Annotated in this window: 16 protein-coding genes; 3 read left to right on the top strand and 13 right to left on the bottom strand. The window is 35.3% G+C overall.

Annotated elements, in window-relative coordinates; all coding sequences use genetic code 11:
* Positions 1-96: 96 nt before the first annotated feature.
* From ACT9TX_RS08915 to ACT9TX_RS08885, 7 genes are all read right to left on the bottom strand, one after another.
* Complete coding sequence (locus ACT9TX_RS08915; RefSeq protein WP_481337931.1) at positions 97-612, bottom strand: OmpH/Skp family outer membrane protein; 516 nt, start codon at positions 610-612, stop codon at positions 97-99.
* Between the two features lie 35 nt (positions 613-647).
* The gene (locus ACT9TX_RS08910; RefSeq protein ID WP_481337930.1) at positions 648-3395 is read right to left on the bottom strand and encodes a BamA/OMP85 family outer membrane protein; all 2748 of its coding nucleotides are present in this window, start codon (positions 3393-3395) and stop codon (positions 648-650) included.
* Between the two features lie 133 nt (positions 3396-3528).
* Positions 3529-4293, bottom strand: a complete 765-nt coding sequence (locus ACT9TX_RS08905) for an isoprenyl transferase (protein WP_481337929.1) — start codon at positions 4291-4293, stop codon at positions 3529-3531.
* A gap of 149 nt (positions 4294-4442) precedes the next feature.
* The gene (locus tag ACT9TX_RS08900; RefSeq protein WP_481337928.1) at positions 4443-5084 is read right to left on the bottom strand and encodes a response regulator transcription factor; all 642 of its coding nucleotides are present in this window, start codon (positions 5082-5084) and stop codon (positions 4443-4445) included.
* Positions 5075-5725: a sensor histidine kinase gene (locus tag ACT9TX_RS08895; protein WP_481337927.1), complete on the bottom strand. Its 651-nt coding sequence runs from the start codon at positions 5723-5725 to the stop codon at positions 5075-5077. The genes ACT9TX_RS08900 and ACT9TX_RS08895 overlap by 10 nt, the downstream gene beginning before the upstream one ends.
* Positions 5726-5832: 107 nt before the next feature.
* A complete protein-coding gene (locus tag ACT9TX_RS08890; protein ID WP_481337926.1) occupies positions 5833-6480 on the bottom strand; it encodes a hypothetical protein in 648 nt (215 codons plus the stop codon).
* A 46-nt stretch (positions 6481-6526) separates the two neighbouring features.
* On the bottom strand, positions 6527-7018 hold the full coding sequence (locus tag ACT9TX_RS08885; protein ID WP_481337925.1) for a hypothetical protein: 492 nt from the start codon (positions 7016-7018) through the stop codon (positions 6527-6529).
* Positions 7019-7379: 361 nt separating this feature from the next.
* On the opposite strand from ACT9TX_RS08885, the gene ACT9TX_RS08880 reads away from it, so the two are divergent.
* From ACT9TX_RS08880 to ACT9TX_RS08870, 3 genes are read left to right on the top strand one after another with little or no spacing between them, the layout of a single operon-like run.
* Positions 7380-7583 (top strand): response regulator transcription factor, encoded by a 204-nt coding sequence (locus tag ACT9TX_RS08880; protein WP_481337924.1) that lies wholly within the window; start codon positions 7380-7382, stop codon positions 7581-7583.
* Positions 7584-7635: 52 nt separating this feature from the next.
* Positions 7636-8373, top strand: coding sequence for a hypothetical protein (locus ACT9TX_RS08875; protein ID WP_481337923.1), 738 nt, complete (start codon positions 7636-7638; stop codon positions 8371-8373).
* 11 nt (positions 8374-8384) lie between these two features.
* On the top strand, positions 8385-10097 hold the full coding sequence (locus tag ACT9TX_RS08870) for a hypothetical protein (protein WP_481337922.1): 1713 nt from the start codon (positions 8385-8387) through the stop codon (positions 10095-10097).
* Between the two features lie 247 nt (positions 10098-10344).
* Here ACT9TX_RS08870 and ACT9TX_RS08865 read toward each other — a convergent pair whose 3' ends face one another.
* The 6 genes from ACT9TX_RS08865 to hemF all read right to left on the bottom strand — a co-directional run bounded on the left by ACT9TX_RS08865 (position 10345) and on the right by hemF (position 16356).
* Positions 10345-11199 (bottom strand): DUF6089 family protein, encoded by an 855-nt coding sequence (locus ACT9TX_RS08865; RefSeq protein WP_481337921.1) that lies wholly within the window; start codon positions 11197-11199, stop codon positions 10345-10347.
* Positions 11200-11246: 47 nt separating this feature from the next.
* Entirely contained in the window at positions 11247-11891 is a 645-nt protein-coding gene (gene pdxH, locus ACT9TX_RS08860) for a pyridoxamine 5'-phosphate oxidase (protein ID WP_481337920.1), read from the bottom strand.
* Positions 11892-11945: 54 nt separating this feature from the next.
* On the bottom strand, positions 11946-12533 hold the full coding sequence (locus ACT9TX_RS08855; RefSeq protein ID WP_481337919.1) for a hypothetical protein: 588 nt from the start codon (positions 12531-12533) through the stop codon (positions 11946-11948).
* Between the two features lie 163 nt (positions 12534-12696).
* Positions 12697-13983 carry a glutamate-1-semialdehyde 2,1-aminomutase gene (hemL, locus tag ACT9TX_RS08850; RefSeq protein WP_481337918.1) on the bottom strand — a complete coding sequence of 429 codons (1287 nt, stop codon included), beginning with the start codon at positions 13981-13983 and terminating at the stop codon, positions 12697-12699.
* A 169-nt stretch (positions 13984-14152) separates the two neighbouring features.
* Entirely contained in the window at positions 14153-15133 is a 981-nt protein-coding gene (gene hemB, locus ACT9TX_RS08845; RefSeq protein ID WP_481337917.1) for a porphobilinogen synthase, read from the bottom strand.
* Between the two features lie 218 nt (positions 15134-15351).
* Complete coding sequence (gene hemF / locus ACT9TX_RS08840; RefSeq protein WP_481337916.1) at positions 15352-16356, bottom strand: oxygen-dependent coproporphyrinogen oxidase; 1005 nt, start codon at positions 16354-16356, stop codon at positions 15352-15354.
* Positions 16357-16494: the final 138 nt, after the last annotated feature.

Genomic DNA, 16494 nt, shown 5'->3' with positions numbered 1-16494 from the left:
TTTTAATTGTCTTATGCTATTTGCAGTAGGGTTGATTTACAGCAAACGTCATTGTTGTTAATGTATAATTGGTTGGTGATTAAAACTAGTTTTGATTTATAATCTTATCCCTAATTCTCTAAGTACTTCATCGCTCTTATCTAATTTAGGGTCGGCAAATATAACAGTAATTCCCTCACTTTTATCAAGTATAAAATCGTATCCACGAGCTACTGCAATTTTTTGTACTGCGTTGTAAACCTTGTCCTGTATAGGTTTTACAATTTTTTGACGTTCTTTAAACAAATCGCCTTCGTAGCCAAAACGCTTTTTCTGTAAATCCCTTACTTCTTTCTCTTTGTTAAACAATTCAGTCTCACGTTTCTTCTTCAACTCTTCAGTTAACATAAATTGTTCTGCATCGTAGTTCTTGTACATTTTATCAAGTTCAGCTTGCTTAGCATCTATCTCTTTTTGCCATTGCTCGCTTACTACTTGTAGTTTTTTATCTGCCGATGTATAATCTGGCATTTTACTTAAAATGTACTTAGTATCAATAATGGCATATCGTTGTGCTTGGCTTGTAAATGCTAGCAAACCTGCCAAACAACTAAGTAATAATAATTTCTTCATAATGGTTGTTATTAATCAGTACACGATAATAGTAATTATTCTGGTTCCACACCCAACATAAATGTAAAGCGAGAAGCATCTTTTAATTTACCACCGTCAGTTATTCTATCTAAACCTATGCCATAATCAAATCCAAGCAAACCAAACATTGGTAAGAAGAAACGCATACCCACACCAACTGAACGACGCAAACGGAAAGGGTTGTATTCTTTCATGCTATAATAACCGTTAGCAGCTTCAAAAAACCCTAAAGCATAAATAGTGCTGCTTGGGTTAAGACTTAATGGATAACGCAATTCTAACACATATTTATTAAACATGGTAAAGTATTGACGAGCACCACTTTGGTCAGGATTGTATTTAGGATTAGATGTTTCGTACACAGGATAACCACGTTGTGCAATAATATCATAACCTAACAATGCAAACTGGTTACTTAAACCTGCATCACCCAATTGAAAACGCTCAAATGGTGAGATGTTTAAATCTGGATTGAACTTACCTAAGAAACCAAATTTAGCAGCCACTTTCAATACTAGCATTTTGTTTCTTTCAGCACCTGTAGGCTTAGTTAAAGGCACATACCATTCTGTATTAAAGCGCCATTTGTGGTACTCTACATATTTGTATGGGTTAGCATCTTTAATCAAAGACGGATCGATTAATGAATAAGGTGGTGTTACAGCCAAACTTAACAAATAGCTAGAACCACCTCTTGGAAATAAAGGCGCATCTACAGATGAACGTTGTAATGCTATTTTAAAGCTCAAGTTGTGAGAAAAACCATTATTGAAGCCAGGTAAATTAATTTGGTCAATGTAATAGTTTTTCAATTTATAACGAGCAAAGTTGATACCCATTGATAGTGAGAAATAGTCATCAGGCCATTGTAATTGCTTGCCTAAGCTAATACCTACACCAGTTGTTTGAATGTAAGAGTTGTTAGCTGCAGTACTTGTATATCTACCAGTTGTATAGTCATAAGCATTGGCATACTTAGTATCATACAATGAGAAAGTAAGCGAGTTACGTTTTTTACCACCCAACCAAGGTTCAGTAAACGAGAAGTTATAAGAACGAAACGCTCTACCATTACTCTGAATACGGAAACTTAATTTTTGTCCATCACCCATTGGCAAAGGATCCCAAGCTTTTTTGGTAAAAATATTTTTGATAGAAAAGTTATTAAACGTTACACCTAATGTACCCGTTAAACCAATATTACCACCAAAACCTGCACTCAACTCAAGTTGGTCGCTAGATTTTTCTTCCACGGTGTAGTTAATATCAACCGTACCATCTTCTTGGTTTGGTATTGGGTTGATACCAATTTTTTCTTGGTTAAAATAGTTCAATTGCGCTATCTCACGTTGTGAACGCACTAAATCGGTACGGCTAAATTTCTCACCCGGTACTGTTCTAATTTCACGACGGATAACGTACTCTTTGGTTTTTTCGTTACCAGCTATACGAATATTTTTAATAGTTGCTTGTGGGCCTTCAACTAATCTTATCTCGTAATCAATAGTATCGTTGTAAACGGCAGTTTCTACAGGATCTGTCCGGAAGAACAAATAACCATCATCTTGGTAAATGCTACTAATATCACCACCTTCTGGGCCACCGCCTTTACCCAATTTTTTATTTAAATTCTCAAGGTTATAAATATCACCTTTTTTAATACCAAGAATTGCAGTTAAAACAGAATCAGGATATTTCGTATTGCCGCGCCATGTAATATTACCAAAGTAATATTTACGACCTTCATTTACTTTAACATCAATGTTTAAATCTTTCTTAGAGTTAGGATAAACAATGCTTCCTACAATTGTAGCATCTCTATAACCTAATGAGTTATAGTACTCAAGAACTTTCTCTTTATCTTCTTCAAACTTTTTGGCATTAAACTTAGCAGATGTAAAGAATTTTAAACGAACATAAGGATCTAACAATCGCTTGGTTTTGCTAGGAAATAGGTAGCCATTTTCTTTAATATACCGCTTGTAAGTGTAGGCAGATGTTTTATTAGGATAGCCACCACTATCTACGGCAGGGTGTAAGGTAAAACGTGATTGTTCCTTAGTATCTTTTAGTTGCTTTTTAAGCTTTCCTTCCTCAATAGTATTGCCTACAAAATTAATGTTGCTAATGCGTACTTTATAGCCTTTGTTAACGTTGAAATTTAAAATAACTGAGTTTTCAATGTTGGCATCTTTACGTTGTTCAATTTTTACAGAAGTATTCTGAAAACCTTTCTCGAAGTAGAATTTCTTAATTGCCTCTGTAGCAGAGCGTTTCATAGCTTCGGTAACTACTCTACCTTTTACCAAGCCCATTTTACCAGTTAAATCTTCACCTTCACCTTTTTTAACACTACCAGTAAATGTAAAGTTTGCCAAACGCGGTCTTTCTGTAACAGCTATTTCAATATCAATATTAGTACCTGTAACCTTAGTTACATATATTTCTACGTTGCTAAAATAGTTTTGCGCCCAAAGTTTATTAATGGCTTTAGAGAAATTATCAGAACCAGGAATTTTTATCTCGTCACCAACGTTTAAAGTAGAAATTGAAATCAACAAGTTCTCATCAAAAAAGCGGTTACCAGTTACTTTAATAGATGTAACCTTATAAAGCTTCACCGGATTTTTTGGGTTAAATAAGTTTACCAAATCAGCATCTATCGATGTAATGCTTGTATCTGATTTTTCTTGCGCCTGTGCCGAGTAACTGACTAATAACGTACCAAAAGCAAGTAATAATAATTTGTACACTTTCTGCATCCGATTGATGATTTGTATGATTCGTTTTAGCTGAAACGTATTAGGCTTACAGCAGTTGGTTAAAGTTTTAAAGTTGGCAAATTAATGGGATTATTTAAAAGTCTTTGTTAAATAAGCCAATAATAACAAGTATTTAGAGCAGTGGCGCTTCTACTACCTGTAATTGCTTGCTAGTTTTTCCAAAACGTCGCTCTCTATTTTGAAAGTCAATGATGGCCTCATACAAGTTTTCTTTTCTAAAATCTGGCCAGCGCGTATTGGTAAAATATAGTTCTGCGTAAGCTAATTGGTATAGTAAAAAGTTGCTAATTCTATATTCACCACTTGTACGTATCATTAATTCTGGATCAGGCAAGTTACTAGTGGTAAGGTATTGTTGCAGCGTATCTTGATTAATGGTATTAGCATCAATCTTTCCAGCTTGTACATCTAAACCGATATTTTTTACGGCATTTACAAGTTCCCAACGGCTACTGTAGCTTAGTGCCATTACTAAATTTAAGCCTGTATTATGGCTTGTCATTTCAAGCGCTTCGTTTAGTTCTGCCTTAGCAAAATCTGGCAACATACCTATATCGCCTATTACATGTAGCTTAATATTATTTTTGTTAAGAATAGGAACTTCTTTACGAATGGTATCTACCAGCAAATACATCAAGCCATCAACTTCTTGTTGCGGTCTGTCCCAATTTTCGGTGCTAAATGCATATAAGGTAAGGTAGCCTACACCAAGTTCGGCGCAGCCTTCAACAATATTACGTACACTTTCTACACCATGAAAATGGCCGTATAAGCGTTCTTGTCCTTTTTCTTCTGCCCACCTGCCATTACCATCCATTATAATAGCAATATGTGAGGGTAATCGGTTTTTGTCAATTTGATCTACTGATACATGCATGGCTTTACCTGCAATTTTATTAGCGGCAAAAGTAAGGATTCGGTTGGGTTTGCTGGGATTTTTAAACTTGCATTAACACTGAGACATAAATACGCAAAATTTAACCCTTTAAATATTTAATTTGTGATTATTACTAAATTCAATGTAAGTTATAAACTAATTAAGTTACGCCTTATCGCTTCTAGTGCCATACCAACACGGCTTTGTACATGTAACTTTTGAAACAATGTTTCTCTGTAGCTATCAACAGACCTTTCACTTACTTTCATTATGACTGCTATTTGTTTATACGTTAAATCACTACTAGCCAATTTTAAAAATTCTTGTTCACGCTCTGTAATTTCAAACTGTTTATTTTGGTTGTCTGTTTGCATCAATCGGCGGTAGTTGATATTTACAACATCACCATTATAATAACCTTTTGTAGTAATAGACTGTAATGCTTTTTCTAATTCGTTTGGGTGTGTATCCTTCAATAAATAAGCACAGCAACCTGCTTTTATCATAGCAATAATAGAATTATCGTTATCATTCATAGACAATGCAACAAGTTTTACAGTAGGATAAGTTTCTGTAAGCCATTTTGCTGTTTCTATGCCATCCATTATGGGCATAGCTACATCAATAAGCATAATATCTGGTGGCACTTTGGCATCTTGCAATTTTTCTTGTAACTCTTTACCATTGCTAGCTTCAACTATAACATCATAGCTTTTAAAACTTTCTAGCATCAATATCAACGATTTTAAAAATAATTGATGATCATCTACTAAACCTAATGTTACTCGCATGATGCCTCTTGGTTTATGGGTAATTGAATATATATAGTGGTTCCATTAAAACTAGAATCCCATTTAACGGTACCACCTAATAAATGGGTACGATGTTGGATATTTGTAATGCCCAAACCTTTTTGAGTGGTAGCAAAATCAAAGCCTTGACCATTATCATTAATTGTAAGTTCTAATACAGCTGTTTTTTGCTCAATAGAAATATTTATAAAATATGCTTTAGCATGTTTTATTGCATTTTGAATAGCTTCTTGCACTATACGAAACAAAATGATTTGTTTATCTGCCTCTATGGGCAATTTATTAGGATGTGTAAACGCAATAGTTATTTTTTTTGACGCATTTATTCTAGTGGCTTCAGAAGAAAGATTTTCTATAAAATTAAACTGTTGCAACCACTCTTTACTTAGGCTTTTTGTTAGTAATCGCAACTCATTTATAGCCTTGCTTAGTGTATCGTCTGCAATTATTAAGGTATCCGGTGGGTTACTTAAACTACGTTCTGTAACACCTATCAGCATTTTGGTGCTACTTAGCAATTGGCCTATATTATCATGCAATTCTTTACCCAATAAGCCCATGGTTTCTTCTTGTATTTCTATTTGAGATTGGAGTAATTGTTGGGAAAAAGCTTGATGCATACTTTCAATTTGGATATTGTGTTTTTGTTGCCTTTGTTTTAATGATATGATTGCATAAACTATGATAATTGATAAAAGCATAAAAAGTAATGCAGCTAAAACCACCGTTAGGAAAACTTCGTTGTCTGTTTTGAACATATCATACCAATGATGATGAGAAGGTAATATAGGTAATTTAAGTTAAGGTTAATGATATCATGCAAATTAGTAGCTAAAGCAGACTTTGTTTCTAACAAGTAATTATATGCACCATTTAAAACAAATAAGCCGGAATAAAATATCAATGTAGATACGCTAACCCAAAAAATCGGTCTAGAATAAATGGATGATTTATCTTTAGCATCCATTTGAAATAAGGCGATTAATGAATTAATAATTAAAAAAAAACCAGCAATATTTATTTGTATACCAGGAAATGCATTAATGTTTTTTTGGCAAAAAGATATTAAAAAACTTATGAAAAAGAAAACTGGAATAGATATAATAATTATTTTTTTTGTGCGTAAATTTTGCGATATCAAGTAGAAATAACCGCAAAAAAATGAATAATATATTGGCACAAACACGTGATAGACAAAATAATACTTATCAGCCTTATTTTTAAATATTAGCCATTCAAAAAAAAGCTCTTCACATAACGACAAGAAAAGCATGATTGAAAACAACCAAACTCTTTTATCCTGTTTGGTACGCATCAATGAAAACAAAAATGCTAGAAACAACAAGATATAATAAATTAGATATTTTATTTCCATTTAAAATTATAAAAATTTGTTTGATTGTTTTCAATCTGCAACATATTTAAATAAATGCGCTGATACTAAAAAGCTTATCTAAATCCAATTCTTCCTCTTTAATAATACCTAACTCGATTGCTTTTGCACCTGTAATACCATGCACCCATTCTCCTGCAACAAAATCATCCCCCTCATCATCAATTTGTTTATTCCAACCTAACGGTACATAATTCTCATCTACTGGCACGGCCGCTAGAGACTCGCTGTAACTTCCATCGGTATTTTGTTTTACGCATTTCATAAACATCAGTCCTTGAGAGTTTTGAGTAGATAAAAGAATATGCAATAGTTGTTTTGTAAAAACATAAGCAACTTTTTCATTTGCCCGCAGGGTCTGGGTTTTTACAAATTCTGTAGTAATTTTTTCAAAAACGCCTCTATCAATTGGCAACCCATTTTTTTCGTCAATATTAGCGTTCATACTAACTAACCCAGATGTTACATCCCCCTTGCTATCTAATACTTTACCAGACATAATTAAGGTTTTTGCACTCATAATTTTAAATTTTTAATTGTTTTATAATGGTTTTATTTACTCCACAATATTGCAAAAAATCTTCAGAGTAAAAAATGGGATTTTCCCCATTTTTAGGCGGGAAATTTCCCACCTAAAAATGGGGAAAATACGGTTAAAACTTCCTTCATACCTCTATATGTTTGCTCAATAGTTTCAGCAATATTAAAATTGTTATTTCATAGGGGTATGATTTACACAGGGTAGTACATTATATGTACTGCCCAATTTTTAAAATTAACAAATGATTAAATTGAGCCATCTACTACCAAAGTGCTATTTTTTTCATCAATAAAACATCTCACATTTACATAATCTCTATAAGCAACCAAAACCTAAATAAATGTTAGCCGCAAATCTTACAACAAAAGAGCTAGAAATTCTTGTGTTTATTGCAAGAGGTAGCTTAAATAAAGAAATAAGTGCTCAAACAAACATTAGTGTAAACACAGTAAAAAAACATACAACCAACATTTATAAAAAACTGCAAGTACGTAATAGAAGTGAAGCAATACTATGGTACTTAAGTATGCAAAATAGAAACTGACCAAACTATTTCCTAAACAAATAACCATTTTTACTAACAAAACAAAGCAACCATGAAAGCAACAAAATTGCTACTGCTGCTGCTAAGTGCTACAATGCTGGCAAAGGCGCAGGACAGTACAACAACAAGTAAACAAACGAGTCTTTTTCCAGATTCGGCAGCAAAGCCAAAGCAAACCATAAACCCAAAAGAAAAAAAACACCCTTTTGCAATAGCATTTGCAGGTGGCACACAAGGTGGGGTATTTGAATTAAAGTACGGACTAAAGCCAAAATTAGCACTTAGAGCCGGTGTTGGTTTTCTAACGGTACCTGATATAGTAGATTTAATAGTAACAAAAGATATTAAATCTACTACGTACGCATCTGCAAATTTTACAAATGCACATTTATTTATTGACTATGCACCTTTTAAAGGCAAAGGTTTTAGATTGGTTGGCGGTGCTGCGTATTTTACTACTGCTAAAGCTAGTATTTTAATGCAGCCAACTGATAAGTTTACGTACATAAATATAGAGCTTACTGCTGCCGAAACTGGTACTCTAACCACTAACCTAGATTGGCAAGGTGTAGCACCATATGTAGGTATTGGTTTGTTTAAATGTTTTCCTAAAAAAGTATTTAATATAAACCTAGACTTAGGTACTTATTACTTAAGTGCGCCACAAGGCTCATTTATTGGCACAGGGTCTTATAGAGACAATGGAGCAAATGATGCTAAACTAACCGAGAATGCAGCAGATTACCGTTTTTTACCAGTATTGCAATTAAACTTCACTTTTAAATTTTAAAATATAAAACAATGAAAAAAATATTAAATAAATTAACCGTTTTAACACTATTCACAGCCTTGCTGTTTGCTGGCTGCAAAAGAGAATTAACAGAAGGTATTGACACTGTTATTAATACAAATATTTATATAGCACCAACAGTAATAAGTTTTGTAAATGCCAATGAAACATCACCAGTACAGCCGAGGGATTTTACAGTAACCATTACTGGGAAAGATGCAGCCAAAGTAGTGATGCAATCTGGTGGTACTAACTTTAAAGTAGTAGGTGGTATGTTACAATTAGCTTTATTAAGTACAGCAGTACCAACTGCTACAAGCCCTATTACCTTTAATGTAAATGTGGCAATAGATAGCTTTGCGCCAACTAGCCAAACTATTATTATTAGTGATACCACGTCTACTGTGCAAACTGTTAAAATGGTTGATTATTATAACCCAGTAAACGGTACATCATCTAAAATAGATATTACTTCATTATCCGGAGGCACGTCTTCACAACGAATCATAAGTACGCCAATAGTAGGTCAAGCAACAGAAAAAGCTACCATTACAATACCTGCTAGTACAGTAATGCAAGATGCAAATGGAAATACTATTAATGCTGCTACTTTAAAATCAGAGATTGTATATTTTAGTCCAAATACATCATCATCTTTAGATGCATTTCCTGGCGGGTTAGAGCCAAAAGATGTTATTGGCCCCGGCGGAACACCAATAGTTGATGGCACTTCTTTTAAAACAGCAGGGCTTGTATCAATAAATATGAAAGCTGGCAATACAGAAGTTAAAAGGTTTAGCACCCCTATTAATGTAAATGTAGAAATAAACAAAAACTTAATTAACCCTGAAACAGGAGTTGCAGTAAAATCTGGTGATAAAATACCAATTTGGAGCATGAATGAAGAAACAGGGCAATGGAAGTACGAAAGTGAAGCCACAGTAGCCCTTGATGCAAATGGTAATCCTTATGTTGTATTTCTGGCATCACACCTATCGCCATGGAATATAGATTGGTTTATCAGACCAGTTATTACAAGATGTTTCAGAAGTGTATATATAAGAGTTACAACAACCGACCAAAGCAATTACGAATCTGGCAAATACGATATTATACTTGCTTCACCTAATTTCTCACCCTTTTATAGCAGTGGATATGCATCATTTAACTATAATTGGCAAACAGGCTTTCTTGGTGGATTTTATGGTAGTAGCATTAGACATAACTCGTATTTTAATTTTTTAAATAATTTTGTAAGTACACAAGCAGCTCAAGTAATTATACTAGATAGATTAACGGGGCAAGTTGTAGCTAGGTCTGCAGCATTTACACCATGTAGTCAATCGGGAATAATAACTTTAAATATTACAAGACCGCCATTACCTAAGATATTTACAGTAAATTTACTAGCCTATGGTAAATGCACAAATAAAAATGCCTTATCATACTTCAATGGGTGGTTATATTTCCAAAAAGCTGGTACCTATTATGGTCAGTGGGTGTATGCTTACAATGGCAGGGCTTCTTTTCAATTAGAAGATGGTGCAAATTACTATATATATGGCGTAGATTATACAACCTACAGAAGCGCTTCAAGCTATGGCACTGTAAGTTCTTCAATTGTTGGCAATTTTACTGTAAACGGTCTTACTTGTACAGGTTCGTATAATGCAACCACTAGCATTTATAATTTAACTATTACACAAAACGTAGTTTGTAAATAAAGTTTGTTTTTTCTCATACTTGTTTTTGGTTTTCGAAAACTGCCTTATTATTTCTATTCTAGGGCAGTCTTTTTTAAATTTAGAAATAGCTGGTAATTGCTTTTTTTAAGCAAAGTAGGGTTGTAGTAATGCTTATACCTAAAACACAATTCCACTAGTAGTTCAAAAGCTATCTATTGTATATTATACCAGTAGTAAGAATCATTTCAGCGCCATGTTTAAAAATGATAATAGTTTTTGAGCTTTTTTATTTCGCTGTAGGGCATCTGTAAGATTGTAAATTAAATGATAATCCAACTCTAAAAGTTGCAAATGCATCTTTCTGTGCACTGTTACCACGTTGTCTGCCTTTATTTCCCACATTAGTACCAGTAAGTTCGTAACTTCTATCTTGCAATAAATAACCAATAGTTGGTAAGCCTGTATTGGGATCTGCAGGGAAAGCATCAGGCGCATAAGTACCACTTACATCGTCTAAATAATCGGTACCAGTAAAGCGATAAGAGACTTCTGCATACCAGTTGATACGCTCATTAATAGCATATTTAAAACCAAAACTTAAAGGAATACTCATAGCAGTACCACCGTATTGCTTACGTTCAGGATATTGTGTACTACCTTGACCTTCAGTACCTATTGAGCGTAAATAGTATTTTTCACCATTTAAATAAGCATAAGGATCGTAAGAAAAAACACCAACACCAAGGCTTACATAAGGTGTATAACTGTATTCAGGAAAACCTGGTAGAAATTTAAAGAAATTAAAATACCCACTTACACTTAGCTCATATACATCGGTATTAAAACTTAGGTTACGTGTTCTTTGCACCACATTTGGGCTATTAGCATCGCTGTAACCAAGAAACGTGTACGAGCCATCTATTTTTAAGCCTACATAGCCATTAAACTGTTTTAAATAATAAACCCCAGCAGAAAACTTGGGCTTGTTAATAGCAGCACTTGTATTTAAGTCACCAAAATAATGACCAAGACCTATTGACGCACCTAACTCACCCTTGTGCACATATGCATCATACATTTGGGCAGTAGCAGCTTGCAGTGTACTTATAAAAACGACTATTATTATTATTCTTTTAAGCATAAATTAATAAAGTGTATAAACAAATGTAATGATGTAAAGTGTAAAAACTACGGTGCAAGCCTAACAATCTGCCAATTATCTGTTATTTTTTCTTTTTTATAAACAATTCTATCATGTAATCTACTGCTTCTGCCCTGCCAAAACTCAGCTTGCATAGGTTTTACTATATATCCACCCCAATGCGGCGGCCTTGGTACGGTTTCACCAAACTGCACAGCGTATTGTTTTGCGTTATTTTCTAAAATACTTCTATCGCTTATTACGCTGCTTTGTGGAGAGCTCCAAGCACCAATTCTACTACCTACTGGTCTGCTGTAGAAATAAGCATCACTCTCTTCATCGCTCACTTTTTCTATTGTACCTTCTATGCACACTTGTCTTTCTAATTCTTTCCAAAAAAACACCAATGATACAAATGGATTGGCTGCAATTTCTTGACCTTTTTGACTGTTATAATTGGTAAAAAATGTAAAACCATCAGCGGCATAACCTTTTAGCAGAACAATACGTGCTGAAGGTTTACTATTGACATCTACTGTGGCTAAAGTCATCGCATTTACTTCGTCGATATTGCTTGCAACTGCTTCATCCCACCATTTGGTAAATTGATCGATAGGATTACTTGCAACATCTTCTTCACTAAGCGATTGTAACTTATAATCTCTTCTTATATCTGCTATTACTACACTCATTGTTTACTTTTTAAAGTATAAAGTTAATTGCACTTCTAATTCAATACTTGCTTTTTACAACTTGGTTTCGTAGGTTCTGACGGCCTTAAATTTAAGTACGCCATTTTCACCGCTTATTACTCTGTATTGTATATTCCTTACAACATTTAATGGCTTCAAGACATTAGTTGTATCGGTTGCATCATATACAGGAAAGCTTCGTAACAAAGTACCTTCTATCAATTGAAATTTGTCTTGCCCTTTATACCCTACTCGTAGTTTCGAATCATCTAAAATATCTGGAAAAATAATCGGTCTAATACCTTCATTTTTTTCCGATGCGATAGCTACTACACTACCCATTATAGCATCTTTACCAGCATAAAGATAGATGACCAAATCAGGAAAACCATCGTTGTTAAAATCATCTACAGCAGCACCTTTTACCACACCTTTAATTTCAAAAGATGCATCTCTTTGAGCTTTACTATCAAAACCTACTAGCGAAATAGTAATGGTATTTTTATCAGCCGATTTATTATTAGTATACACTCTATAACCTGCTGTTGTGTATTTCATGGTAGTATCTATGCGTCTGTATTGCGCCTTGGCAGTTGTTACAGCAAACAAGCAAAGTGATAACCAACTAATCTTTTGCAACATATTTTGTATCATTTTAAGGGATGGAAGTTAATTGGTTTATTTATCACAGTCAATCAAAAAAAGTAGATGATTTATGCTGCCACACTATTGAATTTTTCGATGTCGTACTTTTTTATAGAGGTAGTTTTTCATCTAAACTGTAACTATACATCCACACATGACCTTATAAAATCTCTTTCAAGCTTGCTTCAAATGCTACAATCGTTGCGTCTAAGTCAGCATAGCTAAGGGCGTTATTTAAAAACCAGCTCTCAAAAGCGCTAGGTGGCAAATAAACCCCTCTGCGTAACATTGCATGAAACAGTTGTTTAAACAACTCATTATTGGCAGCAGCAGCACTAGCAAAATCTGTTACAGGTTTATCGCTAAAATGCACACTAATCATAGAGCCAAGATGGTTAATCACATAAGGCGTTCCTGATGCTTTTAGTACGCTGTCAAGGCCTTCCTTTAGGTATTGTGTTTTCGCATCTAACTCATCCAATAGTTCAGGATGGTTATTTAAAGTGGTTAACATTGTATAACCAGCTATCATAGCTATTGGGTTACCACTTAAAGTACCCGCCTGATACACACCACCCAACGGCGCAACTACTTCCATAATATGTCGCTTACCGCCAAAGGCGCCAACAGGCAACCCTGCACCTATCACTTTACCGTAAGTTACCAGGTCTGCATCAACTTTCAGCTTCTCTTGCACACCACCTCTCGCTAGTCTAAAGCCTGTCATCACCTCATCAAAAATCAATACAATATTGTTCGCATCGCATATTGCTCTTAGCCCTTCTAAAAAGCCTTCTGCAGGCAAAATACAACCCATATTACCTGCCACAGGTTCTACAATAATGGCTGCAACTTCATTCTCATTAGCTGCTACCAAGGCTTTCACGGCATCTAAATCATTATAAGCACACGTTAATGTATCGTTAGCCACACCTGCTGTAATACCAGGTACTGTTTGAATGTTCAATGTTGCCAAACCACTACCAGCTTTTACTAAAAAACTATCTGCGTGACCATGATAGCAACCTTCAAATTTGATCACTTTGTTTTTACCCGTATAGCCACGTGCCACACGCAATGCACTCATACAGGCCTCTGTACCGCTGCTCACCATGCGTATCAAGTCTACATTTGGTGCCATGCTTTTTATTAACTCAGCCATCTTTACCTCTAACTCAGTTGGCGCCCCATACGATGTTGAATACACCGCTTGCTCTTGTATTGCTTTTACCACAGGCTCGTAAGCATGGCCTAAAATCATTGGCCCCCATGAGGCGATGTAATCAATGTATTTGTTATCATCTACATCATACAAGTAAGCACCTTTAGCATGCTTTATAAACAAAGGCGTGCCGCCCACACTTTTAAAAGCCCTAACAGGCGAGTTTACCCCACCAGGAATACTCAATTGTGCCCTCTCAAACAATGTTTTACTCGATGCGTACATAATATTTTGTTTATCAGCTTTTGTAATTCTATTGGTCTTCGTTGCGTCGCACACTTCAACGGCTAGATACTTTATTCAGCTTTTACCGAAGCGAAAATTTTACCACAACGACACTTCGACACATCGATTCACAACGTAATTATTTCATTGTGTCGTTGTGCCTTTGTGGTTAACCCTGGCTTATCAGTTTCACCACATCCTTAGCAAAGTAAGTAGCAATCATATCTGCACCTGCCCTTTTAATAGAGGTGAGTGTTTCTAAGATGGCTTTATTCTCATCAATCCAGCCCATTTTAGCAGCCGCTTTTATCATGGCATATTCACCACTTATATTGTAAGCACTTACTGGTAAGTCAACCGCATTTTTCACTTCACGAATAATATCTAAATAGCTTAATGCTGGCTTCACCATAATAATATCAGCACCTTCTTCAACATCCATGATCGCTTCTTTTACAGCCTCTGTGCGGTTGCAATAATCCATTTGGTACGTCTTCTTATCACCAAAGCCTGGTGCTGAATCTAACGCATCTCTAAACGGCCCATAAAAGCAAGACGCATATTTGGCACTATAGGCCATAATGCCTGTTTTGGTGAAATTATTTTCTTCCAAAGCCATGCGTATCGCTGCAATACGGCCATCCATCATATCGCTTGGTGCTACAAAATCAGCACCTGCTTGTGCATGGCTTACGCTCATTTTTGCTAAAATATCAACTGTAACATCATTTACAATTTCACCATTTTTTACCACCCCATCATGACCATCAGAGTTAAAAGGGTCTAATGCTACATCTGTCATGATAAGCATCTCTGGCACCGCATCCTTAATAGCTTTTATGCTACGTTGCATTAATCCATTGGTATTTAAAGCTTCTGTACCATATTGGTTTTTTAACTCGTCTTTACACTTTACAAACAGCAATACACACTTTAAACCCATTGACCATAAGTGTTTCACTTCTTTCACTGTATTATCTAATGAGTAGCGATAATAGCCTGGCATAGAAGCAATCTCTTCTGTTATGTTTTCACCTTCTACAATAAACAAAGGCACAATAAAGTCGTTTGGCGTTAAAATAGTTTCTGCTACAAGGCTACGAATAGCAGAGGACTGACGAAGGATGCGATTTCTACGTTGTAAAATCATAATTGTGTGATTTTATTTTTTACAGAACCCGCAAAGGCTAGTCTTTGGCTAAAGCCTTTTGTAGATTCTTGTTTTAACCCAAGGCTTAAGCCTTGGGTTAAATGACTAGTATATTTTGGCTTTAGCCAAAGTTCTTTTTGTTAAGAAAAGAGCTAAACCTTGCAGTGTGCGACGCAACGCTGTTTAATTGAAAAACAAAAGCTGGTCACCAAAATATCCTAACAACTATTCACTTTTCTTGCCCACACATCTGCATCAATTTCTTGCTCACTCACCCATTCTTTTGGGTGCAAACAAGCTTGTAATAACTTATCTTCTTCACTGCCAGCAACAGGCTGATAATTGTACTCGAAACGCACTGTTGGCGGCAAGCTCATCAATATACTTTCAATACGACCGTTGGTTTTTAAACCAAACAAAGTACCTCTATCATGCACCAAATTAAACTCTACATATCGGCCTCTTCTTATCTCTTGCCAATGTTTATTTTCAGGCGTGAAAGCCATGTGTTTTCGGCGTTCTACAATAGGTATGTAAGCCTCTGTAAATGCATTGCCACAAGCTTTTCCAAAGTTCATCCAAAAGTTAATATCCTTTGTTTCTGAAGGCTTTTGATGGTCATAAAAAATACCACCAATACCGCGTCTTTCAGTACCACGATGTGTGTTTACAAAATAGTCATCACACACTTTTTTAAAGGTTGGGTAAAAGCTTTTATCGAACCCATCGCAAACCGTTTTATACGTCAAATGAAAATGCTTGGCATCTTCTTCAAACAAGTAGTAAGGCGTTAAATCTGTACCACCACCAAACCATCTATCTATCACATTATCTTGCTCATCGTACAACTCAAACATGCGGTAGTTGCAATGCACCGTAGGCACAAAAGGATTGTAAGGATGTATCACCAAACTTAAGCCGCATGCAAACCATTTATGGCCTTGAATATTTAGTTGCTTACGCATTGCATCGGTTACCAAACCTTCCACCACCGATGTATTTACACCACCTTTTTCAAACACATCGCCATTGGCAATCACTCTCGTTTTGCCCCCACCACCTTCAGGTCTTTCCCACGCATCTTCTACAAACACCGCTTTGCCATCGGCAAGCTCTAGTGCCTGACAAATATGATTTTGAAGCGTATGAATGTAGTTAATCCAAAGCCCCTTAATCCCCAAAGGGGATGATTTTGTAGTACTGATAATATTGTTTAAATCCATATTATAGGTTGTAAAGCATCTATGAGTGCTTTTTTAGCTTCGCAAAAACAGTTTTACCCAGTAAACGGGCTTCTGCATAATGAAAAAAGCATAATTAACTGGTTGACGGTGCTTTTTTAGCTTCGCAAAAACGGTTTG

It is taken from the genome of Parasediminibacterium sp. HNIBRBA5674 (assembly GCF_056745525.1).
This window is presented reverse-complemented; position numbering and strand designations above follow the sequence as displayed.